This is a genomic window from Streptomyces sp. NPDC028314, assembly GCF_055565795.1.
This window is the reverse complement of the sequence record NZ_JBVHTP010000006.1, coordinates 315,438-339,713: the sequence shown is the minus strand read 5'-3', so window position 1 is coordinate 339,713 and position 24,276 is coordinate 315,438. Positions and strand designations below refer to the sequence as shown.

At 73.8% G+C, this 24,276-nt stretch carries 22 protein-coding genes; 12 read left to right on the top strand and 10 right to left on the bottom strand.

Annotation, left to right across the window (positions count from 1 at the left end; genetic code table 11):
* Positions 1–158: 158 nt before the first annotated feature.
* Complete coding sequence (locus ACZ4TG_RS16950; RefSeq protein ID WP_468163282.1) at positions 159–1,262, bottom strand: LacI family DNA-binding transcriptional regulator; 1,104 nt, start codon at positions 1,260–1,262, stop codon at positions 159–161.
* Between the two features lie 253 nt (positions 1,263–1,515).
* Between ACZ4TG_RS16950 and ACZ4TG_RS16945 the strand changes: the two genes are divergently transcribed.
* The 4 genes from ACZ4TG_RS16945 to ACZ4TG_RS16930 all read left to right on the top strand — a co-directional run bounded on the left by ACZ4TG_RS16945 (position 1,516) and on the right by ACZ4TG_RS16930 (position 5,753).
* Positions 1,516–2,781, top strand: coding sequence for an MFS transporter (locus ACZ4TG_RS16945; RefSeq protein WP_468163280.1), 1,266 nt, complete (start codon positions 1,516–1,518; stop codon positions 2,779–2,781).
* 87 nt (positions 2,782–2,868) lie between these two features.
* On the top strand, positions 2,869–3,564 hold the full coding sequence (locus ACZ4TG_RS16940; protein ID WP_468163278.1) for an alpha/beta fold hydrolase: 696 nt from the start codon (positions 2,869–2,871) through the stop codon (positions 3,562–3,564).
* Positions 3,565–3,622: 58 nt separating this feature from the next.
* On the top strand, positions 3,623–5,083 hold the full coding sequence (locus ACZ4TG_RS16935) for an amidase (protein ID WP_468163276.1): 1,461 nt from the start codon (positions 3,623–3,625) through the stop codon (positions 5,081–5,083).
* 196 nt (positions 5,084–5,279) lie between these two features.
* Positions 5,280–5,753: a type II toxin-antitoxin system PemK/MazF family toxin gene (locus tag ACZ4TG_RS16930; RefSeq protein WP_468163273.1), complete on the top strand. Its 474-nt coding sequence runs from the start codon at positions 5,280–5,282 to the stop codon at positions 5,751–5,753.
* A 70-nt stretch (positions 5,754–5,823) separates the two neighbouring features.
* Here ACZ4TG_RS16930 and ACZ4TG_RS16925 read toward each other — a convergent pair whose 3' ends face one another.
* The gene (locus ACZ4TG_RS16925; protein WP_468163271.1) at positions 5,824–6,648 is read right to left on the bottom strand and encodes a TIGR02452 family protein; all 825 of its coding nucleotides are present in this window, start codon (positions 6,646–6,648) and stop codon (positions 5,824–5,826) included.
* Between the two features lie 120 nt (positions 6,649–6,768).
* Between ACZ4TG_RS16925 and egtA the strand changes: the two genes are divergently transcribed.
* From egtA to egtD, 4 genes are read left to right on the top strand one after another with little or no spacing between them, the layout of a single operon-like run.
* Positions 6,769–8,082 carry an ergothioneine biosynthesis glutamate--cysteine ligase EgtA gene (egtA, locus tag ACZ4TG_RS16920; protein ID WP_468163269.1) on the top strand — a complete coding sequence of 438 codons (1,314 nt, stop codon included), beginning with the start codon at positions 6,769–6,771 and terminating at the stop codon, positions 8,080–8,082.
* Positions 8,079–9,392, top strand: coding sequence for an ergothioneine biosynthesis protein EgtB (gene egtB, locus ACZ4TG_RS16915; protein ID WP_468163267.1), 1,314 nt, complete (start codon positions 8,079–8,081; stop codon positions 9,390–9,392). Before egtA ends, egtB begins: the two co-directional genes overlap by 4 nt.
* Entirely contained in the window at positions 9,392–10,171 is a 780-nt protein-coding gene (gene egtC, locus ACZ4TG_RS16910; RefSeq protein WP_468163265.1) for an ergothioneine biosynthesis protein EgtC, read from the top strand. Before egtB ends, egtC begins: the two co-directional genes overlap by 1 nt.
* Positions 10,164–11,138: an L-histidine N(alpha)-methyltransferase gene (egtD, locus tag ACZ4TG_RS16905; RefSeq protein ID WP_468163263.1), complete on the top strand. Its 975-nt coding sequence runs from the start codon at positions 10,164–10,166 to the stop codon at positions 11,136–11,138. Before egtC ends, egtD begins: the two co-directional genes overlap by 8 nt.
* Here the strand turns inward: egtD and ACZ4TG_RS16900 are convergent.
* The 3 genes from ACZ4TG_RS16900 to ACZ4TG_RS16890 form a co-directional block, all read right to left on the bottom strand.
* Positions 11,021–11,980: a lysophospholipid acyltransferase family protein gene (locus ACZ4TG_RS16900; RefSeq protein ID WP_468163261.1), complete on the bottom strand. Its 960-nt coding sequence runs from the start codon at positions 11,978–11,980 to the stop codon at positions 11,021–11,023. The genes egtD and ACZ4TG_RS16900 overlap by 118 nt on opposite strands.
* Complete coding sequence (locus ACZ4TG_RS16895) at positions 11,977–12,816, bottom strand: GNAT family N-acetyltransferase (protein ID WP_468163259.1); 840 nt, start codon at positions 12,814–12,816, stop codon at positions 11,977–11,979. The genes ACZ4TG_RS16900 and ACZ4TG_RS16895 overlap by 4 nt, the downstream gene beginning before the upstream one ends.
* A gap of 191 nt (positions 12,817–13,007) precedes the next feature.
* Entirely contained in the window at positions 13,008–14,270 is a 1,263-nt protein-coding gene (locus ACZ4TG_RS16890; RefSeq protein WP_468163257.1) for an extracellular solute-binding protein, read from the bottom strand.
* Positions 14,271–14,433: 163 nt separating this feature from the next.
* Between ACZ4TG_RS16890 and ACZ4TG_RS16885 the strand changes: the two genes are divergently transcribed.
* Complete coding sequence (locus ACZ4TG_RS16885; protein WP_468163255.1) at positions 14,434–14,649, top strand: dodecin; 216 nt, start codon at positions 14,434–14,436, stop codon at positions 14,647–14,649.
* Positions 14,650–14,766: 117 nt separating this feature from the next.
* On the opposite strand, the gene ACZ4TG_RS16880 is transcribed toward ACZ4TG_RS16885, so the two are convergent.
* A complete protein-coding gene (locus ACZ4TG_RS16880; protein WP_468163253.1) occupies positions 14,767–15,264 on the bottom strand; it encodes a phosphatase domain-containing protein in 498 nt (165 codons plus the stop codon).
* A gap of 133 nt (positions 15,265–15,397) precedes the next feature.
* Here ACZ4TG_RS16880 and ACZ4TG_RS16875 point away from each other — a divergent pair, with 133 nt between their 5' ends.
* Both ACZ4TG_RS16875 and ACZ4TG_RS16870 read left to right on the top strand, forming a co-directional pair.
* Entirely contained in the window at positions 15,398–16,387 is a 990-nt protein-coding gene (locus ACZ4TG_RS16875; protein ID WP_468163251.1) for an LLM class flavin-dependent oxidoreductase, read from the top strand.
* A 130-nt stretch (positions 16,388–16,517) separates the two neighbouring features.
* Positions 16,518–18,962: an excinuclease ABC subunit UvrA gene (locus ACZ4TG_RS16870; RefSeq protein ID WP_468163249.1), complete on the top strand. Its 2,445-nt coding sequence runs from the start codon at positions 16,518–16,520 to the stop codon at positions 18,960–18,962.
* 20 nt (positions 18,963–18,982) lie between these two features.
* Here the strand turns inward: ACZ4TG_RS16870 and ACZ4TG_RS16865 are convergent, their stop codons facing one another.
* The 4 genes from ACZ4TG_RS16865 to ACZ4TG_RS16850 form a co-directional block, all read right to left on the bottom strand.
* Positions 18,983–19,393, bottom strand: a complete 411-nt coding sequence (locus ACZ4TG_RS16865; protein WP_468163246.1) for a hypothetical protein — start codon at positions 19,391–19,393, stop codon at positions 18,983–18,985.
* Between the two features lie 233 nt (positions 19,394–19,626).
* On the bottom strand, positions 19,627–20,367 hold the full coding sequence (locus ACZ4TG_RS16860) for a succinate dehydrogenase/fumarate reductase iron-sulfur subunit (RefSeq protein ID WP_468163244.1): 741 nt from the start codon (positions 20,365–20,367) through the stop codon (positions 19,627–19,629).
* Positions 20,364–22,316: a fumarate reductase/succinate dehydrogenase flavoprotein subunit gene (locus tag ACZ4TG_RS16855; protein WP_468163242.1), complete on the bottom strand. Its 1,953-nt coding sequence runs from the start codon at positions 22,314–22,316 to the stop codon at positions 20,364–20,366. The genes ACZ4TG_RS16860 and ACZ4TG_RS16855 overlap by 4 nt, the downstream gene beginning before the upstream one ends.
* Before the next feature lies 1 nt (position 22,317).
* Positions 22,318–23,022 (bottom strand): succinate dehydrogenase, encoded by a 705-nt coding sequence (locus tag ACZ4TG_RS16850; protein ID WP_468163240.1) that lies wholly within the window; start codon positions 23,020–23,022, stop codon positions 22,318–22,320.
* Between the two features lie 94 nt (positions 23,023–23,116).
* Here ACZ4TG_RS16850 and ACZ4TG_RS16845 point away from each other — a divergent pair, with 94 nt between their 5' ends.
* The gene (locus tag ACZ4TG_RS16845; RefSeq protein ID WP_468163238.1) at positions 23,117–23,995 is read left to right on the top strand and encodes a LysR family transcriptional regulator; all 879 of its coding nucleotides are present in this window, start codon (positions 23,117–23,119) and stop codon (positions 23,993–23,995) included.
* Positions 23,996–24,276: the final 281 nt, after the last annotated feature.

Below are 24,276 nucleotides of genomic sequence, written 5' to 3'. Positions count from 1 at the left end.
GCGCGCCCGGTGGGGCGCGCCCGCAGTCTCCGTCCGGCGATCACCGCCTGTCAACGGCCCGCGGGGCATCGCGGGGGCGGCCGGTCCGGATCCGGTGCGCCCGGGCCGTCCGGCGCACCGGCGCGGGGACCACCCCGGCCCCCGGGGGGCCGCCGCCGTCAGGTGGACTCGCGGTGGACGGCCACGGCCGCCATCAGGTCGCGCCGCTCGCAGACCTCGGCCGGCTGCCGCACCGCCGCGTCCACCAGCGAGGCCAGGTGGTCCCCCGTCGGCAGCTCGATCGCCACCGTGCTCAGCCGCGGCCGCAGCAGCCGGCCGATCAGCAGGTCGTCGGCCCCCATGACGGCCACGTCCTCGGGGACGCGCAGGCCGGCGTCCTGGAAGGCGCGCATGAGCAGCATCGCGTACTCGTCGTTGTACGCGAAGGCCGCGTCCAGCCCGAGCGTGCCCCAGCGGGCCGCGAGCGCCGCGGCCGACTCCTCGGTGTAGGCCATCGGCAGCGCCTCCACCTCGGCGCCGGGCACCGAGCGGGCCCCTGCCAGCCGGGGTGCGGAGAACAGCTCCAGCCCCGCCTCCTCGGGAACGATCACGCCGATGCGGGGCCGCCCCCGCTCGACGAGGTGGGCGGCGGCGCGGGCGCCGACCTCCGCCTGGTCCATGACGAGCGCGTGCGCACCCGGCACGCCGACCGGGCCCAGGGTTATCACCGCGCGGGCGCCGGCCCGCTTGAGGGTGGCGACGTTGCGCGCCGACAGGGTGATCTCCCCGAGCGAGATCACCGCGACCGGGCGCAGCTCGGCCCAGGCGCGGGCGGCCTCGTCGCCGCTGAGGCCGAGACTGCCGTACTGGACGACCGTGTAGTCGAGGCGGCGCAGGGCCCACTGGAGCTCGTTGAGGAAGGCGCTGTAGAGCGGGCCGACCGGAACGTGGGAGGTGGGCAGCAGGACGATCCGGGTGTGTCCGGCGCGCAGGCTGCGGGCCGCGGCGTGCGGGACGTACCCGAGCTCCTCGGCGGCCTCGCGGACCTTGCGCCGGGTGGGCTCGCTGATGCGTACGGCCTCCGCGTTGTTCAGCACGTACGAGACCGTCGCGCGCGAGACGCCCGCGAGGCGGGCGACGTCGGCGCTGGTCGGCACGGGTACCGGTACGGGCACGGGGGTGGATGCCGGTACGGGTGCGGGGGGTGGCGCGGCGGGCGAGGCGGCCGCGGGCGCGGGGTTCGGCGCCTGCGGCGACTTCGCTGGGTTCGATGACTGAGACATTGCCGTGGCATCTTTCCAGACCGGTTGCGCCCGGGGGCTAGCGGATGGCCGGAAACGAATGCTACACAGTGGTTACACGTTTCATTGACACGTGTAACCCAGCTTCACAGCCCGTTCGACGGTCATGTCGTCGGGCGTGACCAGCCGTGCCGTCGCCCTGTCGTGTTCCGTCGCACCCCCGCCGTCGCGACAGGGCGGCGCGCACCCCTCCCTCCCCGTCAACCCGCATGAAGACCCTGCCCAGGAGGGCACCGTGGCCCTTTCCTCCCCCGGCACCGCCACCGCCGCCGCCACCCCCGACGACGCCTCCGCGAAGTCCGCGGGCTCCGGCCCCGGACGCGGACTGCTCGCGCTGCTGCTCGTCGGCAACACCGCCATGTACTCCCTCTACATCGGCGTCGCCGGCATCCTGCTCGCACTTCAGGTCGAGCACATCGATCCGGCGAACAAGGTCTCCAACTTCGGCCTGATCGCAGGGGTCTCGGCGATCTTCGCCACGATCTTCAACCCGGTCGCCGGCGCCCTGTCCGACCGCAGCGGACGGCGCAATCCGTGGATCCTCGGCGGCGGGCTCGCCGCGGTCCCGGCCATGTTCCTGCTCGGGTTCGCGGACACGATCCTGCTGATCACGATCGCCTGGTGCCTCGGCCAGGCCGTGATGAACGTCTACCAGGCCGCGATCACCTCCGTGGTGCCCGACCGGGTCCCCGTGACCGCCCGCGGCAAGGCGTCGGCGGCCGTCGGCCTCGGCCTGCCCTTCGGCTCCGCCCTCGGCGCCCTGCTCGGCGCCGCCTTCTCCGAGAACTACCGCACCGGGTACCTCGTGTTCGGCGCGATCGTCGCGGGCGCCGCCCTGCTGTTCACCTCCTGCACCCGGGAGGAGCGGCTGCCGGCCCGCGCCCAACTGCCGGTGAAGGCCCAGCTCGCCGCCTTCACGAGCGCGCTCGGGGACCACGACTTCCGCTGGGCGTTCATCGGGCGGGCCCTGCTCGTCCTCGGCTACTTCGCGGTGAGCGGCTACCAGCTGTACATCCTCCAGGACCACACCGTGCTGCCCGAGGGGATGAAGCCGGAGGCGGCGGTGGCGGTGCTGATGCCGCTGACCAGCGTGGCCATGGTCGTCTCCACGGTGCTCGGCGGCTGGCTCTCCGACCGGTTCGACCGCCGCAAGGCGTTCGTCGGCGCCTCCGCCCTGCTGTCGGCGATCGCCCTCGTGATCCCGGCCCTGTCGACCAGCTGGACGGCGATGCTGGCCTTCTCCGTGGTCAACGGGCTCGCCTTCGGCTGCTACATGGCCGTGGACACCGCGCTCGTCACCATGGTGCTCCCCAAGGCCGAGGACGCGGCGCGGGACATGGGCGTGCTCAACATCGCGAACGCGGGACCGCAGATCATCGCACCCTTCATCGCCTCGCTGATCGTGTCGGCGAGCGGGGGCTACACGGCGCTGTTCATCGTCGCCGCGTTCCTGGCGGTGGCGGGCGCCCTCGCGGTGAAGCCGATCCGCAGCGTGCGCTGAGGACGGCGTACGCCCCACGTGCCCGTTTGCGCCCGGGACCTGACCCTTCGAACCACCACACCTCACAGCACCGAGAAAGGCACCATCGTGCAGCTCCACACCCAGACCTGGGGCGAGGGCGACCGCATCGCCCTCCTGATCCACGGCATCATGGCCGACCACCGCACGTGGCGCCGGGTCGGCCCCGCCCTCGCCGACCGCGGCTACCGCGTCATCGCCGTGGACCTGAGGGGCCACGGGGCCAGCGGCCGGGGCGAGTACAGCCCGGAGATCTTCGCCGACGACGTCGTCGAGACCCTCCCGGCCGGCGCGGAACTCGCCATCGGCCACTCCCTCGGCGGCCTGACCCTCTCCCTCGCCGTGGACCGGCTGAAGCCGCAGCGGGCGGTCTTCTCCGACCCGGCCTGGCACCTCGACGCCCGGGAAGGGTTCGCCCCCGAGATGTTCGCGCAGTTCAAGGCGACGGCGTCCAGGGAACGGGTGCAGTCCATGAACCCGCGGTGGGAGGCGGTCGACGTCGACACCGAACTGGCGACCCTGGCCGTGTGGGACGAGGCGACGGCGCTGTGCCTGGCCCCGTTGTCCGGCGCGGACCTGCTGCCGGCCGCGCCGGTGGTTCCGTCCCTGGTGCAGCTCGCCGACCCGAGCTTCCTGATCTCGGCGGAGCGGGCGGCGGTGCTCAAGGGGCGTGGTTTCGAGGTCCGTTCGGTGGCGGGCGCCGGGCACACCATTCACCGGGACGATTTCGAGGGGTTCATGAGCTCCCTGGAAGGCTGGGTCTAGCGACCCTCCATCGCTCCCCGTTACCGTCGGTGCTACCGATCGGTAAGGGGGAGGTCCGATGTCGGCTTCATCGGTGGATTCGACCGGCTCGGCCGCGTCGGCGCAGGTGCGGGCCCGGGCGCAGGTGTCCGCGGGGCTGCTGGAGATGGCGACCGCTCTCGCCGAAGGCAGCGTTTCCGCACGCCGGTTGACCGAGGAGGCCCTGGCGCGCATCGCGGCCTCACAGCCCTCGCTCAACGCCTTCCGCATCGTCCGCGCCGAAGCCGCGCTCGCGGAGGCGGACGCCGCCGACCGCCGGCTGGCCGCCGGTGAGCGGCTGCCGCTGCTGGGCGTGCCGCTGGCGGTCAAGGACGACATGGACGTGGCCGGCGAGCCGACCGCCTTCGGCAGCGCGGGGGCCTTCCCGCCGAAGACCGTCGACAGCGAGGCCGTACGCAGGCTCCGCACGGCCGGCGCGGTCATCGTGGGCAAGACGCAGACCCCGGAGCTGGGCCAGTGGCCCTTCACCGAGGGGCCCGCCTTCGGGGAGACCCGCAATCCGTGGAACCCCGCCTACACGCCCGGCGGTTCCTCGGGCGGCTCGGCCGCCGCCGTGGCCGCGGGGCTGGTCCCCGCGGCGCTCGGGTCCGACGGTGCGGGCTCCGTACGCATCCCCGCGGCCTGGACCCACCTGGTGGGGGTGAAACCCCAGCGCGGGCGCATCTCCACCTGGCCGGAGCCCGAGTCCTTCAACGGGCTCACGGTCAACGGCGTGCTGGCCCGTACCGTCGCCGACGCGGCTCTCCTGCTGGACGCGGCGAGCGGCCCGGACCCGGGGGACCTGCACCGTCCGGCGCGCATCTCGGCCCTCGACGCGGCCCGGCGCGCACCGCGCCGCCTGCGCATCGCGCTGTCCTTCGGGATGGCCTTCACCGCGTCGCCCAAGTCCCTTGACCCGGTGGTGCGTTCGGCGGTAGAGCGGCTGGCCGGGCGGCTGGAGTCACTGGGACACGAGGTGGTGCCGCAGGACCCGCGCTACGGCCTGATCGGCCTGACCTTCGCGCCCCGGGCGACCGGCGGCGTACGGGAGCTGGCCGCCCGCGTCCCGGACCCCTCGCTGCTGGACCCGCGTACGCACGGGGCGGTACGGACGGGCCGGCTGCTGGGCGGTGTGGCGCTGCGCGTCTCGCGCCGGGCGGAGGCCGCCCTGCAACGCCGGGTCGGGGAGGTCTTCGACCGCTTCGACGTGGTCCTCACCCCCACGACGGCCACCCCGCCGCTGCGCATCGGCGCCCTGGCCGGGCTGGGGGCCCTGGCCACGGACCGGGCGATGATAGCGGCGTGCCCGTACGCGTGGACGTGGAACGTCCTCGGCTGGCCGGGCGTCAGCATCCCCGCGGGCTTCACCCCCGGCGGACTCCCCCTCGGCGCCCAGCTCCTGGGCCCCGCCCACGCGGAGCCCCTGTTGCTTTCCCTGGCGGCCCAGCTGGAGGCGGCGGAGGGCTGGGCCGCGAAGTGGCCGGGCGGGTCGGCGGCTTAGGGCGTCTCTTGCGGCTTGGGCCGTCTCTGCGGCCCAGGGCCGTCGGACGGCCGGTTCAGCGGGGTCGGCGGCACGGGCCGCGCGGTGGACCGGCGCGCAGCCCACGGCACGGCCGCGAGATGGAACGCCGGGCAGCCCACGGCACGGGCCGTGAGGTGGACCGCCGGCCGGCCCCGGACCCAGTACCCTCGCCCGAATGACGGCACTTTCCCACCAGGGCAACCACGGCAACGGGCACATCGAGCAGCCCGGCCGCGACGGCGACACCGCGACCACCGAGGCCGATCCGCGCTCCATCGGACCGGTGCGCACCGAGTACGCCCCCGATCCCGACGGGGACCCCGACCCCGGGGAGATCGTCTGGACCTGGGTCCCCTTCGAGGAGAACGACGGGCGCGGCAAGGACCGGCCCGTGCTGGTGGTCGCCCGGGAGCCCGGCGGGCGCACGCTGCTCGCCGTACAGCTGTCCAGCAAGCGGCACGACCACGACCACGAGTGGGTGCCGATCGGGACCGGGCCGTGGGACGGCGCGGGGCGCGAGTCCTGGGTCGATGTGGACCGGGTGCTGCGGGTGCACGAGTCGGGCATGCGGCGCGAGGCGTGCGCGCTGGACCGGGGGCGGTTCCGGCTGGTGGTGGACCGGCTGCGCGAGCGGTACGGCTGGCAGTAGCCGGCGGCGAGGAGGGCCTCGTCCGGCCCGCGGGGCCCTCAGAGGCGCAGCTCACCACCGCGGGCCCGGTTCAGGCGCCGAAGGCCCTCTCGAAGGCCTCCCGGGTCCCCGGGTCGCGGTCCAGGATCCCGAACACGACCCGCTCGAAGACTCCCGCGAACCGTCCGGTCAGCAGCCCCCGGAAGGCTTCCGCCACCACCGCCGGGTCGTTCATGAAAACCCCGCACCCCCACGCGCCCAGCACCAGCCGCCGGTACCGGTGCAGCGCCGCCACCTCCAGGACCAGCTCGGCCCGCCGGGCGACGGCGGCCGGGATCTCGTGGGCGCGCTCCGGCTCCTGGCGGCGGATGGTGCCCGCGTTCGGGGCCGGGGAGGTGAGGAACCCGGCCCGGAAGGGGGTCTCCAGCAGTTCGCCGCGGTCGTCGCGGAAAACGGGGACCCCGGGCGAGTGAATCACCCGGTCGGTGTAGAAGGTGCTCTTTCCCGCGCGGTGGGTCTCGTAGTACTCCGGGGCCTCCAGCAGGGTCTCGTACAGCGCCGAGGCGCGGCACAGCGCCTCCTCCTGGGCCTTGGCCCCGCGCACGTACCCGCCCCCGGGATTGCGGGCCGAGGCGTAGTTCAGGACGGCGACGCGGGGGTCCTGCGGGGTGCCCTCGGCGAGTCTGCGGGCGGCGACGGTGCTGCTCTCCCCGGTGACCTCGAAGACCGTCCCGCCGTCCCCCGACACGGGCGCTCCGTCTGGAATGACCCGGTTCGGCCCATATATCCTGGTTCCTGCCTTGGCCTCCGCCAGGGCGGCGGCGAGGGAGACCTGCCGCCCCGACCGCGTCCGGTACCCACCGGCCGCCACGATCAACGCGTTCTCCCGCGCGATTTCCCGCAATCTGCTGCTCACGCCGACCATCCTCGGACGTATGCCCGAAGAACGGCAATGGAATTCCCGGGTGCGGGTAGGCACCGGTGAGATCACGGCCGCCGACAGGAACGGCCGACGACAGGAGATGAGGTTCCGGTCATGCGCCAGGACGCACCCGCTCCGCCTGCCCACCATCCCCCGCACTCCCCCCTGACCGAGGTTGCCGCCGAGGACCTGATCCACGGCATCTGTTTCAAGACCGGCCCGCCCCGGCTCCTCGGCGCCGAGCTCGAATGGCTGGTCCTGGACACCGAGCGGCCCTCTCTGGCGCTGCCGCCCGAGCGACTGGCCGCCGCGCACGACGCGGCCCGCGCCCTGCCCCTGAACTCCGGGTTCACCGTCGAACCCGGCGGCCAGCTGGAGCTCAGCTCGGCACCCGCCGACTCCCTCACCGGGTGCGTGGACAGCCTCCAGGCCGACCTCACCGCCGTACGGGCCGTCCTGCGCGAGCGCGGGCTGGTCCTGCGCGGCCTCGGCCAGGACCCCCGGCGCCCCCTGCGCCGGCTGCTGGACAGCCCGCGCTACCGGGCGATGGAGACCTACTTCGACCGCACCGGCCCGGCCGGGCGGGCCATGATGTGCTCCTCCGCCTCCGTGCAGGTCTGCGTGGACGCCGGGCAGGAGGAGCCGGGCCCGCTCGGGCACGGCCGCCGCTGGCGGCTCGCGCACCTGCTGGGCGCGGTGCTGGTGGCCGCGTTCGCCAACTCCCCCGCGCGCGAGGGTCCGTACGCGGGCTGGCGGTGTGCCCGGCAGGGAATCTGGAGCGACATCGACACCCGGCGCGCGCTGGCCCCGGCGCTGGACGCCGAGCCGCGCGGAGCATGGGCCCGGCACGCGCTGGACACCGAGGTGATGTGCGTACGGTCCTGCGCCGACACGGGCCGCGGTGCGCCCTGGGAGGTGCCGCGCGGGCTGACCTTCCGCGACTGGATCAAGACCGGCGCCGGTCCCCGGCCGCCCACCGCCGAGGACCTGGACTACCACCTGACCACGCTGTTCCCGCCGGTCCGGCCGCGCGGGCACCTGGAGTTGCGGATGATCGACGCGCAGCCCGGCGAGGACGGCTGGCTGGTCCCCGTCGCGGTGGTGCACGCGCTGTTCGACGACCCCGAGGCCGCCGAGACCGCGTACCGGGTGACGAAGGCCCTGGCCGACGGGTACGGGTCCCAGCGCGCCCCGCGCAACCCGCTGTGGCGTACCGCCGCCCGGGCGGGGCTGGCCGACCCCGACCTGCGTGCGGCGGCGACGGCCTGCTTCCTCGCGGCGGGCGAGGCGCTGCCCCGGCTCGGGGCGGGCGCATCCGTGCGGGACGCGGTCGGCGCCTTCACCGAGCGTTACGTACTGCGCGGGCGCTGCCCGGCCGACGACGAAGAGGATCAGCGGCAGCCCGCCGGGAAGGAAGCGCGCCCGTGACCACCGAATCCCACCCCGACATACTCCGCGAGCGGGCCGCCGAGGCGCTGACCGCCGCCCGCGCCCGCACCGCCGGGCTCACCGACCCGGTGTCCGACCCCGACCTGACCGCGCAGCACTCCCCCCTGATGTCCCCGCTGGTCTGGGACCTGGCGCACATCGGGAACATGGAGGAGCTCTGGCTGCTGCGCAACGTCGCCGGCCGCGAGTCGATGCGGCCGGAGATCGACCCCCTGTACGACGCCTTCGAGCACCCCCGCTCCGAGCGGCCGAAGCTGCCGCTGCTGGCGCCCGAGGAGGCCCGCCGGTACTCGGCCGAGGTGCGCGGACGGGTCCTCGACCTGCTGGAGCACACCCCGCTGGAAGGCACCGCGCTGCTGGACGGCGGCTTCGCGTTCGGGATGATCGCCCAGCACGAACAGCAGCACGACGAGACGATGCTGATCACCCATCAGCTCAGGCAGGGCGCCGCCGTGCTGACCGCCCCGGATCCGGATCCCCCGCTGGGCCCGCCCCCGGCGGCGGCCGAAGTCCTGGTCCCCGGCGGGCCGTTCACGATGGGCACCTCGGCGGAGCCCTGGTCGCTGGACAACGAGCGGCCCGCGCACACCCGGGACGCCGCCCCGTTCTGGATCGACACGGTGCCGGTGACCAACGCCGCGTTCCGGGCGTTCATGGCGGACGGCGGCTACCGCGAACCCCGCTGGTGGGCCGCCGCGGGCTGGGAGCAGGTGCGCGGGCACGGGATCGAGGCCCCGCTGTTCTGGCACCGGGAGGGCGACGTCTGGCTGCGCCGCCGTTTCGGGGTCGTCGAGCCGGTGCCGGACGAGGAGCCGGTGCTGCACGTCAGCTGGTACGAGGCGGACGCGTACGCCCGCTGGGCCGGGCGCCGGCTGCCGACCGAGGCCGAATGGGAGAAGGCCGCGCGGTACGACCCGGCCACGGGCCGGTCCACCCGCTACCCGTGGGGCGACGCCGACCCGACACCGGCGCACGCCAATCTGGGCCAGCGGCACCTGCGCCCGGCTCCGGCGGGCAGCTATCCGGCCGGAGCCTCGCCGCTCGGGGTGCGCCAGCTGATCGGCGACGTGTGGGAGTGGACGGCTTCGGACTTCCTGCCGTACCCGGGGTTCCGCGCGTTCCCGTACCGCGAGTACTCGGAGGTGTTCTTCGGCCCGGAGCACAAGGTGCTGCGGGGCGGCTCCTTCGCCGTGGACGCGGTGGCCTGCCGGGGCACCTTCCGCAACTGGGACCTGCCCGTGCGGCGGCAGATCTTCTCCGGCTTCCGCACCGCCCGGGACGACGCCTGATGTGCCGTCATCTCGCCTACCTCGGGCCGGTGGTGAACCTGGGCCGGGTACTGAGCGAGCCGGAGCACTCCCTCGTTCGGCAGTCCTGGGAGCCGCGCCGGCAGCGCTACGGCACGGTCAACGCCGACGGCTTCGGCGTCGGCTGGTACGCGCCGGGCGATCCGGTGCCGGCCCGGTACCGGCGGGCCGGGCCGGTGTGGGGCGACCTCACCTTCGCCGACCTCGCCCGTGTGGTGCGCAGCGGGGCCCTGCTGGCCGCCGTACGGGACGCCACGCTGGCCGGGGCCGACGGGGAGGCGGCGGCCGCTCCGTTCTCGGCCGGGCCGTGGCTGTTCAGCCACAACGGCGCGGTGCGCGACTGGCCCGACTCGGCGGCGGCGGCCGCCGCCGCGCTGCCCGCGCAGGAGCTGCTTCAGCTGGCCGCGCGCACGGACTCCGCGCTGATCTGGGCGCTGGTCCTGCACCGGCTGCGGGCCGGGGACGACCTCGGCACGGCTCTCGCCGAACCGGTGCGGGAGCTGGCCTCGGCCTCGCCGGCGTCCCGGCTGAACCTGCTGCTGACCGACGGCCACCGGATCGCGGCGACCGCCTGGGGCGATTCCCTCTGGTTCCTGGCGGATCCCCGGGCCGGGCGCACGGCCGTGGCGTCCGAGCCGTACGACGACGACCCCCGCTGGTGCGAGGTACCCGACCGGACCCTGCTGACCGCCACCCGCGCACGGGTCGAACTGACCCCGCTCAAGGAGGCACCGCTCGATGAGGAGAAGCGCAGTGAGTGACTTCCAGCTGACCCGGACACTCGACGAACACGCGGCGGAGAAGGCGCTGCGCACGGATGTGCTGAACGGGCTGACCGGCTCGCCCAAGGAGCTGCCGCCCAAGTGGTTCTACGACGCGCGGGGCAGTGAACTCTTCGAGGAGATCACCCGGCTGCCGGAGTACTACCCGACGCGCGCCGAGCGGGAGATCCTGCTGGAGCGGGCCCGGGAGATCGCGACGGAGAGCGGCGCCCGCACCCTGGTGGAGCTGGGTTCCGGTTCCTCGGAGAAGACCCGGCACCTGATCGAGGCGATGCCCGCGCTGGAGACGTACATCCCGGTGGACGTCAGCGAGAGCGCCCTGAAGGGGGCGGCCGAGACCCTGCTGGCGGAGCATCCGGGGCTGAAGGTGCACGCGCTGCTGGCCGACTTCACGCAGCCGCTGCGGCTGCCCGAGTCGCCGGGCCCGCGACTGGTGGTGTTCCTGGGCGGCACGATCGGGAACCTGCTGCCGCCGCAGCGGGCCGCGTTCCTGGCTTCCGTACGGGCGATGCTCTCGCCGGGCGACGCGCTGCTGATCGGTACGGACCTGGTGAAGGACGAGGCCGTGCTGGTGGCGGCGTACGACGACGCCCAGGGGGTGACGGCGGAGTTCAACAAGAACGTACTGGCCGTGATCGACCGGGAGTTGGGTGCGGACTTCCACACCGCCGACTTCGCGCACGTGGCGGTGTGGAACAGGGAGCACGAGTGGATCGAGATGCGGCTGCGGGCCCGGTCGGATGCGGTGGTGAAGATCCGGGCCCTGGATCTGGTGGTGCCGTTCGCGGCGGGCGAGGAGATCCTGACGGAGATCTCCGCGAAGTTCCGTCAGGAGGGCGTACGCAAGGAACTGGCGGCGGCCGGGCTTGAGCTGACCCAGTGGTGGACGGACGCGGCGGGCCGCTTCGCGCTGTCCTTGTCGGTGGCGGACGGCCGGGCGGGCTGAGCGGGGATGCCCGGCAGCAGCGGCTTCCCGGTCTGCTCCGTTCCCGCGCGGACGGCGGCCTGAGCCGCGGCCGCGAGGTCCCGCCGGTCCTTGTGCCGGCCCGGCGGGATCCGCGGCAGCAGCCACACCTCCGCCCGCACCCCGCGGGCCCGGGCGATCCGCCACAGCGAGGCGGTCAGCGGATCGTCCCCGACGAACGCGGGCGCCCCGGCGAGTTCCCCGGCAGGCCCGGGACCGCCCAGCCGGTACGCGAGCCGCACGGGCTGTACGGGTACCCGCGCGTCCAGCGCCGACTGGAACGCGGCCCGCCGGAAGGGTCCCTGGGCGCGCCCGCACCAGGTGGAGCCCTCGGGGAAGACGGTCACCCGGTCGCCGGCCAGCAGGGCCCGGGTGACGGTCTCGACCGTGTCCGGCAGCGCCCTGATCCGGTCCCGTTCGATGAACAGGGTCCCGGCCCGGGCGGCGAGCCGGCCGAGCACGGGCCAGGCGCCGATCTCGCTCTTGGCCAGCATCCGGCAGGGCAGGGCGGCGGCCACGAGCGGGACGTCCAGCCAGGAGATGTGGTTGGCGACGATCAGCCGGCCGCCGTCCGGGCCGGGGTTGCCGTGCACGGTGATCCGTATCCCCAGCGCCCTCACCAGTGCGGCCGCCCAGCCGCGCACCAGGGCGTGCCGGGAGCGGACCGGGAGCAGCCGGACGGGCGCGGCGGTCAGGACGGCGAGCAGGACCAGGGCCAGGGCGCCGCCGAGCCGGAGCACCGCCCGCGGGACTCCCGCCGCCGGCCCCTCGTGGGCGGCGCAGTCCCCGGGGGTGCAGGGCGCGGTGGGCAGCCAGACGCTCATGCGCCCGGGGCGAGCGAGAGGAAGTGGTTCAGGTAGCGCGGGTTGGTCCGGCGCAGGGAGAGCAGCACGTACAGGTCCGCGCAGCCGAACTCCGCGTCGAGCGCGGGCTCCCCGCAGACCCAGGCGCCCAGGCGCAGGTAGCCGCGCAGCAGCGGGGGCAGCTCCATCCGGCCGGGGACGGTGATGCCCTCGGGGCTCCAGGGGAGGTGCGGGGTGACGCGGTACTCCTCGGGGGCGAGGTTGCGGTGCAGGACGGTCTCCCGGGTGGCGGCGGCCAGCACCCCGCCGTCGGAGAGCGGTATCGAGCAGCAGCCTGCCAGCCAGTTGTGGCCCGAGCGGTCCATGTAGCGGGCGAGGCCGGCCCAGATCAGGGCGATGACGGCGCCGTTGCGGTGGTCGGGGTGCACGCAGGAGCGGCCGACCTCGACCAGGTCGGGGCGGATGGGGTCGAGGGCGGCGATGTCGAATTCGCCTTCGGAGTAGAGGCGGCCCGCGACGGCGGCGCGCTCCGGCGGCAGCAGCCGGTAGGTGCCGACGACCTGCTCGGTCTCCTCATCGACGACGAGGAGGTGGTCGCAGTACGCGTCGAAGGCGTCGCAGTCCAGGCCCGGCTCGGGGCCCTCCAGGCGGGCGCCGAGCTCGCCGGCGAAGACCTGGTGGCGCAGCCGCTGGGCGGCGCGCACCTCGGCCTCGTCGCGGGCGAGCCGGACGGCGTACCGCGGGGTGGCGGGAGCGGTGGGGGCGGGAGCGGTCGGGGCTGCCGCGGCAGCGGTGGCAGGGGCAGGGGCGGGGGCGGGGGCTGCGAGGGGGGACGGGGACAGGGGGGCGATGGTCATGGCTGCTCCTGATCCGGACACGGAGAGCCAGGCCGGCAGGTTGGTGGCCTGGCTCCTTTACTTCTTCCGTGACCGGCTGGATTCGACATGACCGCTCAGCGGCCGCCGGATGTGCGAACGCTGAACTCGGTGGTCGCGGTCCTGCGCCGCCGCTCGGGACGCCCCCCGGCACGCCCCCGGGACGCCCGGCGTCAGTGGTCGGAGCCGAGTATCCGGCTGATGGCGTCCGAGGCCGTCCTCGCCGCCTGCTTGGGGTCCTGGCCGGTGAGGGCGGCCGTCATGTACGGCTTGATCGGGTTCTCGGCCTCGACCTCGGCCCAGCGCGCGGACTGCGGGGTGGCCCGGCCCTGGGCGGCTCCCGAGGCCATCGTGGCCGCGCCCTCGTTGCCCTCGACCACGTGCGCGAGGGTGGTCTTGTTGGGGACGTAGCTCATGGTGGTGGCGAGTTCGGTCTGCCACTTCTCGCTGACGAGCGCCGTGATCAGGTCGACGGCGTTGCGCCGCTGCCCGGTCTTCGCCGGGATGATCAGGTCGGAGCCGCCGGTGAAGACGGCGCCCGGCTTCTCGGAGGTCTTGCCGGGGATCGGGAAGAAGCCGAGCTTGCCCTTGAGCGCGGGGTTGGCCGCCTCGATCGCCGCGGCCTGGCTGGGCGGCCCGATGATCTGGGCGACCTGGCCGCGGGCGAAGACCTCGGACTGCGGCGGCGTCTCCTCGTCGGCGCCCTTGGGGCCGTCGCCGAGTGCCTGGAGCTGCTTGTAGAACTCCATGGCGTTCACGGCCTTCTCGTCGTCGAGGGCGCCGGCCCACTCGCCGTTGGTCTGCACGGCCAGTTCGCCGCCCTCGTCCCAGATGAACCCGGAGAGGACGTACCAGTTCTGGCCCGGCAGGTAGATGCCCTGCTGGTCGCCCTTGTCGAGCTTCTGGGTGGCCTGGATCCAGTCCTGCCGGTTCTTCGGCACGGTCTTGAGCCCGGCGTTCGCGAAGAGCTCCTTGTTGTAGATGACCACCCGGTTGGCGGCGTACCACGGGACTCCGTACTGGGCCCCGTTGACGCTTCCCGGCTCGGACAGGCCCTTGAGCCAGTCCTTGCTGTCCCACTCGCGCAGGCCCTCCAGGGTCAGTTCGGAGAGGCCTCCGGTCTCCACGTACTGGGCGACCTGGGTGTTGCCGACCTCGATGACGTCGGCGCTCCCCTTGCTCGTGCCCTTGAGGATGGCGTTGACCTTGTCGCCGATGCCCGTCCACTCCTGGATCTCGACCCGCAGGTCGGTCCCGGGGTGCTCCTTCTCGAAATCGGCGGTGAACTTCGCGATGAAGTCCTCCGAGGCGCTTCCCTTCATCAGCCAGAGCGTCACCTTTTCGGACCCGCCGGCCGATCCGGCCAACTGGCTGCAGCCGGTGAGGGCGGCCGTGGCCGCGAGGGCGGTGCACACGGCGAGGAAGCGCATCTTCACGAGGGTCACCTTCTGGGGATGGATCTCAGATGGCTTGAAATTGGCATAGACCAATAGGCTGGTCAAGGGTCTTCCGCTCGGGACTGTTCACCCAAAGTTCGCGGAGGCGGACTTACTGGGGCACCGTGGAACAAGGCAAAAGCGACCACTGTCGGGAGACCCCATGTCCAACCACACCTACCGGGTGACCGAGATCGTCGGCACCTCCCACGAGGGCATCGATCAAGCCATCCGGAACGGGATCGCCCGCGCGGCCCAGACCGTCCACAACCTCGACTGGTTCGAGGTCACCCAGATGCGCGGACACATCAAGGACGGCGAGATCGCGCACTACCAGGTCGGCCTCAAGGTGGGATTCCGCCTCGACGGCGAGGACTGAGGCGCGGACCGGGGCGAGGACGCGGGCTCGGGCGCGGACGCGGGCGCGGAACCGGAACCGGAGCGAGGGCCGGGGCAACGGCCGACGGGCAACCGGGCGCTCGCGGGATCCCACCGCTCAGGTGCGGCCCTCACCCTCCTGGGCGGACCTGAGTTCCGGCGCCTCCGCCGCCCAGTTCGCGAGCACCACACGGAAGCCGGCCGCCCGGGCGGCCTGGCAGACCAGTTCGTCGTCGTCCACGAGCATCCGTACGTCCCGGCCCCGGGCGATCCGCCCCAGCACCTCCAGTTTGGTCGTCCGGGCCGGGCGGCGGTCCTGGTTGCCGCGCATCCACAGGCGCCCCTCGGGCAGCCCGTGCCGGGCGAGCCACTCGACGGTGTCCTCCCGGCACCGCTCCGGGCGCCCGGTCAGGTACACCACCTCGCAGTCGGCCGCGCTCTCCACGGCCAGCGCCACGCCCCGCGCGAGCGGCGGATCGGCCGGGGCCGCGCCGAAGAAGCCCGCCCAGTCGCGGGGCCGGCGCTCCAGGAAGTGCTGGCGGTGGCCGGTGTCGGCCAGGGTGTTGTCGAGGTCGAAGACGGCCAGCGGGCGGCGGGTGTCGGTCTCACGCGTCATACGGCCAGACTAGGGTCCGCCGCACGGCCGGCCACCGGCGCCCGGACCCGGGGTTGCTCGAAACACGGTGGAGTTCCGGCCGCGACCGCGCCGCCCCGGGGAATCCCCGACGCCCCGGGGCGTTGAGAGCAGTGTGATCCGAAAAATCTCGATACTCGACCGGTCCCGGACCCGCCAGGGCCACACCGCCCCGCAGGCGCTGCGCGACACCGTGGAGCTCGCGCGGGCCGCGGAGGAGCTCGGCTACCACCGCTTCTGGGTGTCCGAGCACCACAGCGTGCCCGGGGTCGCGGGCTCCGCGCCCACCGTGCTGGCCGCCGCGGTCGCCGCCTCCACGCGACGGATCCGGGTCGGCACGGGCGGGGTGATGCTGCCCAACCACCAGCCGCTGGTGGTCGCCGAGCAGTTCGGGGTCCTGGAGGCGCTGTTCCCCGGCCGGATCGACATGGGCCTCGGCCGCTCGGTCGGCTTCACCAACGGCATCCGCCGCGCCCTGGGCCGGGACACCGAGGACGCCGACCGGTTCGAGGAGCAGCTGACCGAGCTGCTGGGCTGGCTCGACGGCACCCAGCAGGCCCACCCCGAGGTGCACGCACGCCCGGCGGAGGGGCTGGCGATCCCGCCGTACGTGCTGGCCACGGGCGAGGGCGCGGGGATCGCGGCGCGCGCCGGGCTGCCCATGGTGGTCGGGGACCTGCGGGCCCGCGGCAAGGTCGCCGAGGTGGTGGAGAGGTACCGCAAGGAGTTCCGGCCGTCCGCCTGGAGCTCGGAGCCGTACGTGGTGATCTCGGGGACGGTGGCGGTCGCCGGGACCGCGGAGGCGGCCCGGCGGATCCTGGTCCCGGAGGCGTGGGCCCTGGCGTACTCCCGCACCCGGGGCAGCTTCCCGGCGCTGCGGCCCGCCGAGGAGGTCGCGGGGCTGGAGATGACCCCGAAGGAGCGCGAGCTGTACGCGGGCGCGCTGAGCGGGCACATCCACGGCACCGAGGAGCAGGTCGCGGCGGAGCTGGCCGAGGTCTCCGAGGCCATGGAGGCGGACGAGCTGCTGGTCACGACCTCCACCTACGACCGGACGGCGCTGCTGGACTCCTTCACCAGGCTGGCCCGGCTCGCGGGGCTGTGAGCGGGGCCGGGCCGGGCGGATACGTCGGCCGGTGAGCGGGGCCGGGCCGGGCGAATGCGTCGGCCGGTGAGCGGGGCGGAGTCGGGCAGGGCCCGCGGGTCCCGGACGCGGCCCCACTAAACTGGGGCGAATGCACCACTCCCCCGCCGCAGACCCGCACGCCCCCGGCCCGCACACCCCCGGCACCCTGAGCCCCGGCCGCGACCCCTACGTACGCGTCCGGGGAGCCCGGGAGCACAATCTGCGCGGGGTCGACGTGGACATCCCGCGCGACGCGCTGACCGTTTTCACCGGGGTCTCCGGCTCCGGGAAGAGCTCACTGGCCTTCGGCACGCTCTACGCCGAGGCCCAGCGCCGGTACTTCGAGTCCGTGGCCCCGTACGCCCGGCGGCTGATCCACCAGATCGGCGCCCCGAAGGTGGACTCCGTCACCGGACTGCCGCCCGCGGTCTCACTGGAGCAGCGGCGTTCCTCGCCCGGCTCGCGCTCCTCGGTCGGGACGGTGACCCTGCTGTCCAACTCGCTGCGGATGCTGTACTCCCGGGCCGGAAGCTACCCCCCGGATGCGCCGCGGCTGGACTCCGACGCCTTCTCCCCCAACACCGCCGCCGGCGCCTGCCCTTCCTGTCACGGGCTCGGCCGGATCCACCGCACCAGCGAGGAACTCCTCGTCCCCGACACCGAGCTGTCGATCCGTCAGGGTGCCATCGCCGCCTGGCCGGGAGCCTGGCAGGGCAAGAACCTGCGGGACATCCTGGAGGCGCTCGGGTACGACGTGGACCGGCCCTGGCGGGAACTGCCGGCCGAGGACCGGGAGTGGATCCTGTTCACCGAGGAGCAGCCGGTGGTCACCGTGCACCCGGTGCGCGACGCCGACCGGATCCAACGCCCCTACCAGGGCACGTACATGAGCGCCCACCGCCATGTGATGCGGACCTTCTCCGACAGCAGGAGCGCCACCCTGCGGGCCCGTGCCGAGAAGTTCCTCGCGGACTCCCCGTGCCCCGTGTGCGAGGGCCGGCGGCTGCGGCCCGAGGCCTTGGCGGTGACCTTCGCGGGCCGTACGATCGCGGAGCTGGCGGGGCTGGCGCTGACCGACCTGGACGGCGTACTGGCCTCCGCGCCGCTGGACGGAGAGGCGGCCCGGGTGCTCACCGAGGACCTGCGCTCCCGGATCGGGCCCGTCGTGGAGCTCGGGCTCGGCTACCTGAGCCTGGACCGGACGGCGCCGACCCTGTCGGCCGGCGAGTTGCAGCGGCTGCGGCTGGCGACGCAGCTGCGGTCGGGGCTGTTCGGGGTGGTCTACGTACTGGACGAGCCGTCCGCGGGGCTGCACCCGGCCGACACCGAAGCCCTGCTCGGCGTACTGGACCGGCTCAAGGAGTCCGGGAACACGGTCTTCGTCGTGGAACATCACCTGGATGTGGTGCGGCACGCGGACTGGCTGGTGGACGTCGGCCCGCTGGCCGGGGAGCACGGCGGGCAGGTGCTGCACAGCGGGCCCCCGGACGCGCTGGCCGGGGTGCCCGGATCGGCCACCGCACGGGCCCTGTTCGGGACGGACGAGCCCGCCGAGGCCCGTCCGGCGCGGGCGGCGGCCGGGGTGATCCGGCTCAGCGGTGTGCGGCAGCACAATCTGCGGGGTGTGGACGCGGAGTTCCCGCTCGGGGTGTTCACGGCCGTCACCGGCGTGTCCGGGTCGGGGAAGTCCACGCTGGTCGGCCGGGCGCTCGCCGGGGAGGTGGCCGGGCGGCTCGCCGATCCGCGGTTTCCCGTACGCCGCCTCGTGGAGGTGGACCAGAAGCCGATCGGCCGCACCCCCCGCTCCAACCTGGCCACGTACACGGGGCTGTTCGACGTGGTGCGCAGGCTCTTCACCGCCGCGCCGGAGTCGAGGGCGCGCGGCTGGAAGGCGGGCCGGTTCTCCTTCAACGTGGCCGGCGGCCGCTGCGAGACCTGCCAGGGCGAGGGCTTCGTATCGGTGGAGCTGCTCTTCCTGCCGAGCACGTACGCCCCCTGCCCGGACTGCCGGGGCGCCCGCTACAACGCCGAGACGCTGGAGGTGCGGTACGGGGGCCTGAACATCGCGGAGGTGCTCGGTCTGACGGTGGAGGCGGCGGCGGGCTTCTTCGCGGAGGTCCCGGCGGCGGCGCGGAGCCTGCGGGCACTGGAGGAGATCGGGCTGGGCTACCTGCGGCTGGGCCAGCCCGCGACCGAGCTGTCGGGCGGCGAGGCGCAGCGCATCAAGCTGGCGACGGAGCTCCAGCGGCTGCGCCGCGACCACACGCTGTACCTGCTGGACGAGCCCACGACGGGGTTGCACCCGGCCGATGTGCGGGTGCTGCTGCGGCAGTTGCACGGGCTGGTGGACGCCGGGCACTCGGTGGTGGTCGTGGAGCACGACATGGCCGTGGTGGCGGGCGCCGACTGGGTCATCGACCTGGGCCCGGGCGGCGGTTCGGCGGGCGGGCTGGTCGTCGCGTCGGGCACCCCGGCGCAGGTGGCCGCCACGCCGGGCAGTGTCACGGCGGGGTACCTGGCGCGGGCGCTGGGTTCCGGAACGGCGGGGCGATAGCGCGGGGCCGGGCGGGCCGGTCAGGCGTCGCCGGGCAGCAGGTGCTGCGGGAGTTCGCGGAAGCTCCGGCGCCCCCGGCGGCGGGTCAGCGTCCAGACGAGGTCGTAGCGGTCGGGCCACGCCGCGGGGAGGCCGAGGACCTGATGGGCACCGAGGGCGCGGATCAGGCGGGGCATCCCGGTGTGCTCCCAGCAGACGAGCACGGGCATCGGCGCGGCCAGGACGGCGCGGGCCAGGGCCGCTTCGGCGCCGGGGGCGAACTCGGCACGGACGGGGGTGTGCAGGGCGAGCGCCAGCGCGCCCACGGTCTGCTTGCAGCGGGCGGGCGCGGCGGGCTCCTGCGAGGTGCAGCCGGCCGCCGCGAGGGGAGCGAGGGCGGCGGCCAGCACGGTACGGCGGCGCGGTCCGGTCCCGGCGGGGGCTTCAGGCACGGGGCCGCTGTCGCCCGGCCGCCGGACGCGGCCCGGGCGCGGCACGGCGCGCGGCCCGTACGAGCGCCCGGTCGGCGGATCCGCTCAGCCGATCGGCCCAGGCCGGGGAAACCCGGGCCGCCCGGGCGCTCGTACCGGTGCGGGGCTCAGCCCTTGCCGGTGCGGGGCAGGCCCTTGCCGGTGCCGGGCTCGGCCCGTACTGCTGAAGGGCCGAGTCCTTGCCGGTGCCGGGCTCAGCCCTTGCGGACCGCCCGCAGCCACTCCTTGTTCATCGCGGCGATCGACGGCAGCGGGATGCCCTTCGGGCAGGCCGTGGCGCATTCGCCGGTCAGGGTGCAGCCGCCGAAGCCCTCGCCGTCCATCTGGGCCACCATGTCGAGGACCCGGGTCTCGCGCTCGGGCGAGCCCTGCGGCAGCACGTTGAGGTGGTTGATCTTGGCGGAGGTGAACAGCATGGCGGAGCCGTTGGGGCAGGCCGCCACGCACGCCCCGCAGCCGATGCACTCGGCGTGCTCGAAGGCCTGGTCGGCGTCCGGCTTGGGAACGGCGGTGGCGTGCGCCTCGGGGGCGGACCCGGTCGGCGCGGTGATGTAGCCGCCGGCCTGGATGATCCGGTCGAAGGCGCTCCGGTCGACGACGAGGTCCTTGACCACCGGGAAGGCCGAGGCCCGCCAGGGTTCGACGTCGATGGTGTCGCCGTCGGCGAAGGAGCGCATGTGCAGCTGGCAGGTGGTTGTCCGCTCCGGGCCGTGGGCATCGCCGTTGATGACGAGGCTGCAGGCTCCGCAGATGCCCTCGCGGCAGTCGTGGTCGAAGGCGACGGGGTCCTCACCGCGCAGGATGAGGTCCTCGTTGAGGGTGTCGAGCATCTCCAGGAAGGACATGTCCTTCGAGATGCCGTCGACCTCGTACGAGGCCATCGCGCCGGGGGTTTCGGGGTTCCGCTGGCGCCAGACGCGCAGGGTGAGCTTCATGCGTAGCTCCGCTGGGTGGGGTGGACGTACTCGAAGACGAGGTCTTCCTTGTGCAGGACGGGCGCGATGCCGGTGCCCTGGTACTGCCAGGCGGCCGCGTACCCGAACTCCTCGTCGCGGCGGGCGGCTTCGCCGTCCGGGGTCTGGGACTCCTCGCGGAAGTGGCCGCCGCAGGACTCGGCGCGGTGGAGGGCGTCGAGGCACATCAGCTCGGCCAGCTCCAGGTAGTCGACGATGCGGTTGGCCTTCTCCAGCGACTGGTTGAACTCCGCGCCGCTGCCCGGAACCTTGATCCGCTTCCAGAACTCCTCGCGGATCTCCGGAATGCGGGCCAGGGCCTTGCGCAGGCCCTCCTCGGTGCGGGCCATCCCGCAGTACTCCCACATGAGTTCACCGATTTCGCGGTGGAAGGAGTCGGGGGTGCGGTCCCCGTCGACGGCGAGCAGCTGCGCCAGACAGTCGCGGGTCTCCCGGACGGCCGCCGCGGCCTCGGGGTGCGTGTCGTCGATCTCGTCGTGGTGGGGGTGGCGGGCGAGGTAGTCGTTGATGGTGGAGGGGAGCACGAAGTAGCCGTCGCCGAGGCCCTGCATCAGGGCGGAGGCGCCGAGGCGGTTGGCCCCGTGGTCGGAGAAGTTGGCCTCACCGATCGCGAACAGGCCCGGGATGGTGGTCTGGAGGTCGTAGTCGACCCACAGTCCGCCCATCGTGTAGTGCACGGCGGGATAGATCCGCATGGGGACCTCGTACGGGTTCTCCGCGGTGATCCGCTCGTACATCTCGAAGAGGTTGCCGTACTTCTCGGCGACCTCGTCCTTGCCCATGCGGCGGATGGCGTCGGCGAAGTCGAGGTAGACGCCCTGGCCCCCGGGGCCGACGCCGCGGCCCTCGTCGCAGACGTTCTTGGCGGCGCGGGAGGCGATGTCGCGGGGCACGAGGTTGCCGAAGGAGGGGTAGATCCGCTCCAGGTAGTAGTCGCGCTCCGCCTCGGGGATGTCGGCGGCGGGGCGGGTGTCGCCCTTGGCCTTGGGGACCCAGATGCGGCCGTCGTTGCGCAGGGACTCGCTCATCAGGGTGAGCTTGGACTGGTGGTCGCCGGTGCGCGGGATGCAGGTGGGGTGGATCTGGGTGAAGCAGGGGTTGGCGAAGTACGCTCCGCGCCGGTGCGCCCGCCAGACGGCGGTCGCGTTGGAGTTCATGGCGTTGGTGGAGAGGTAGAAGACGTTGCCGTAGCCACCGCTCGCCAGCACCACGGCGTCGGCGTAGTACGTGTCGATGCTGCCGGTGACCAGGTCGCGGGCCACGATGCCGCGGGCCACTCCGCCCACCGTGATCAGGTCGAGCATCTCGGTGCGGGCGTGCATCTCCACGTTCCCGGCGGCGATCTGCCGGGACAGCGCCTGGTAGGCGCCGAGGAGGAGCTGCTGGCCGGTCTGGCCGCGGGCGTAGAAGGTGCGGGAGACCTGGACCCCGCCGAAGGAGCGGGTGTCGAGGAGGCCGCCGTACTCGCGGGCGAAGGGGACGCCCTGGGCGACGCACTGGTCGATGATCTCGACGGAGATCTGGGCGAGGCGGTGGACGTTGGACTCGCGGGCGCGGAAGTCGCCGCCCTTGACGGTGTCGTAGAAGAGGCGGTGTACGGAGTCGCCGTCGTTGCGGTAGTTCTTGGCGGCGTTGATCCCGCCCTGGGCGGCGATGGAGTGGGCGCGGCGCGGGGAGTCCGAGAAGCAGAACTGGACGACGTGGTAGCCCTGTTCGGCGAGGGTGGCGCCGGCCGCGCCGCCGGCCAGGCCGGTGCCGACGACGATGACGGTGTGCTTGCGTCGGTTGGCCGGGTTGACCAGCTTGGCCTCGAAGCGGCGGCGGTCCCAGCGTTCGGCGATCGGGCCCTCGGGGGCCTTGGTGTCGGCGATCGGTTCGCCTGTGGTGTAGTCGGCGTAAGGGGTGCTCATGTCAGCTCACCACTCCGGTCATGACGGCGACGGGGACGGACACGAAGCCCGCGAAGAGGACGAGGGCCAGGGCGTTGGCCAGGAACTTCAGGGTCCGGTCGCGCCGGGCGTTACCCGCGCCGAGGGTCTGCGCCGCGCTCCAGAATCCGTGGCGGACGTGCAGGCCCAGAGCCGCCATCGCCACGATGTAGACGGTGTTGCCGTACCAGGTGGAGAAGGTGGCCAGGACGTTCTCGTAGGGGTGTCCCGCCCAGGCGCGCTCGTTGACGGTGAGCGTGGTGAGGTCGAGGAGGTGCCAGACGATGAACAGGGCGAGGATGATCCCGCCCCAGCGCATGGTGCGGGTGGCATAGCTCGCGCGGCGGCGCTTGTGGGCGTACTTGACCGGGCGCGCCTTGATGTCGCGGCGGCTGAGCTGGTACGCGGCGACGGCGTGTGCGACGACGGCGGCGACCAGCACGACGCGGACGATCCACAGGGCCCACTCGTGGTGCAGGAACGGGGAGCCGAGGGTGCGCAGCCAGTGGGCGTAGCCGTTGAACTCGTCCGCCCCGAAGAAGATCTTGAGGTTGCCGAGCATGTGGACGACGAGGTAGCCGAGCATGATCAACCCGGAGACCGCCATCACGGACTTCTTGCCGACGGTGGAGTCCCAGAGCGTGCGCGTGGTGGACGGCCGTCGATCCGTCCGCGTTGCCAAAGCCATGACACCGACGGTAGGGACGAAGGTCCCGAAAGGTCCAAGACATGGTGGAGCTGATCTCGATAGGAACCGTCTATGGACGGGCTACGCTGGTGCGATGCAGTTCCAGCAGCTCGTGTACTTCGTGGCAGTCGCGGAAACCCGGCACTTCACCCGTGCCGCGGAGCGGGAGCACGTGGCGCAGCCCTCGCTGTCGCAGCAGATCAAGGCGCTCGAACGGGAACTGGGGGCCGAGCTGTTCAGCCGGGCGCGGGGCAACATCGCGCTCACCGACGCTGGCGAGGCGCTGCTGCCGCTCGCCCGGCGGATCCTCGCGGACGCGGACACGGCGCGGCTGGAGGTGCAGGAGCTGGCGCAGCTGCGGCGCGGGCGGGTCCGGCTGGGGGCCACGCCGAGTGTCTGCACGGGTCTGCTGCCGGGTGTGCTGCGGGCCTTCCACCGCGCGCATCCGGGCATCGAGCTGCTGATCGAGGAGAGCGGTTCGCTGGACCTCGTACGGGAACTCGCGCGCGGGGTCCTGGACCTGGCCCTGATCGCGCTGCCGCTTCCGCCGTCCGCGCCCGCGCTGACCACGGTCGAGCTGCTGACGGAGGACCTGGTGGTGGTCTCCTCGGCGGAGCTCCCGCCGCCGGCGGGCGGCGGGCCGCTGACGATCTCCGCGCTGCGCGACGAGCCGATGGTGATGTTCCGGCACGGCTACGACCTGCGGGACCTGACGGTGGCGGCCTGCCGGGCGGCGGGCTTCGAGCCGGTGTTCACGGTGGAGGGCGGCGAGATGGACGCGGTGCTCGGCTTCGTCCGCGCCGGCCTGGGCATCGCCGTGGTCCCGGCGATGGTCGTAGCCCACGGCGGCCCGGGCCTACGCGCCATCCCCCTGGCGGGCTCCCCCCTGCGCCGCACGATCGCCCTGGCCCACCGCACGGACGTGGCTCCCCCACGCGCGGCCCGCGAACTGAAGCGCATGCTGCTGGCCTGACCGGCACCACCGCACCCCGGCCGGGGCGGTGGTGCGGTGGGGGGGCGGCGCGGTGCGGCGCGAGGCGGCGGGTGCGGGGCCGCGCGAGGCGGGGGCCGCGCGGTGCGGGGGGTGCGGGGCGCGGCGGAGGCGGGGGGTGCGGGGCCGCGCGAGGCGGGGGCCGAGGCGCGCAGCGGAGGCGGGGGCCGAGGCGCGCAGCGGAGGCGGGGGCCGAGGCGCGCGGCACCACGCAAGCAGGAGCGGCGGGACCCCGCACAGACGGGGGGGCCGAGGCGCGCCGC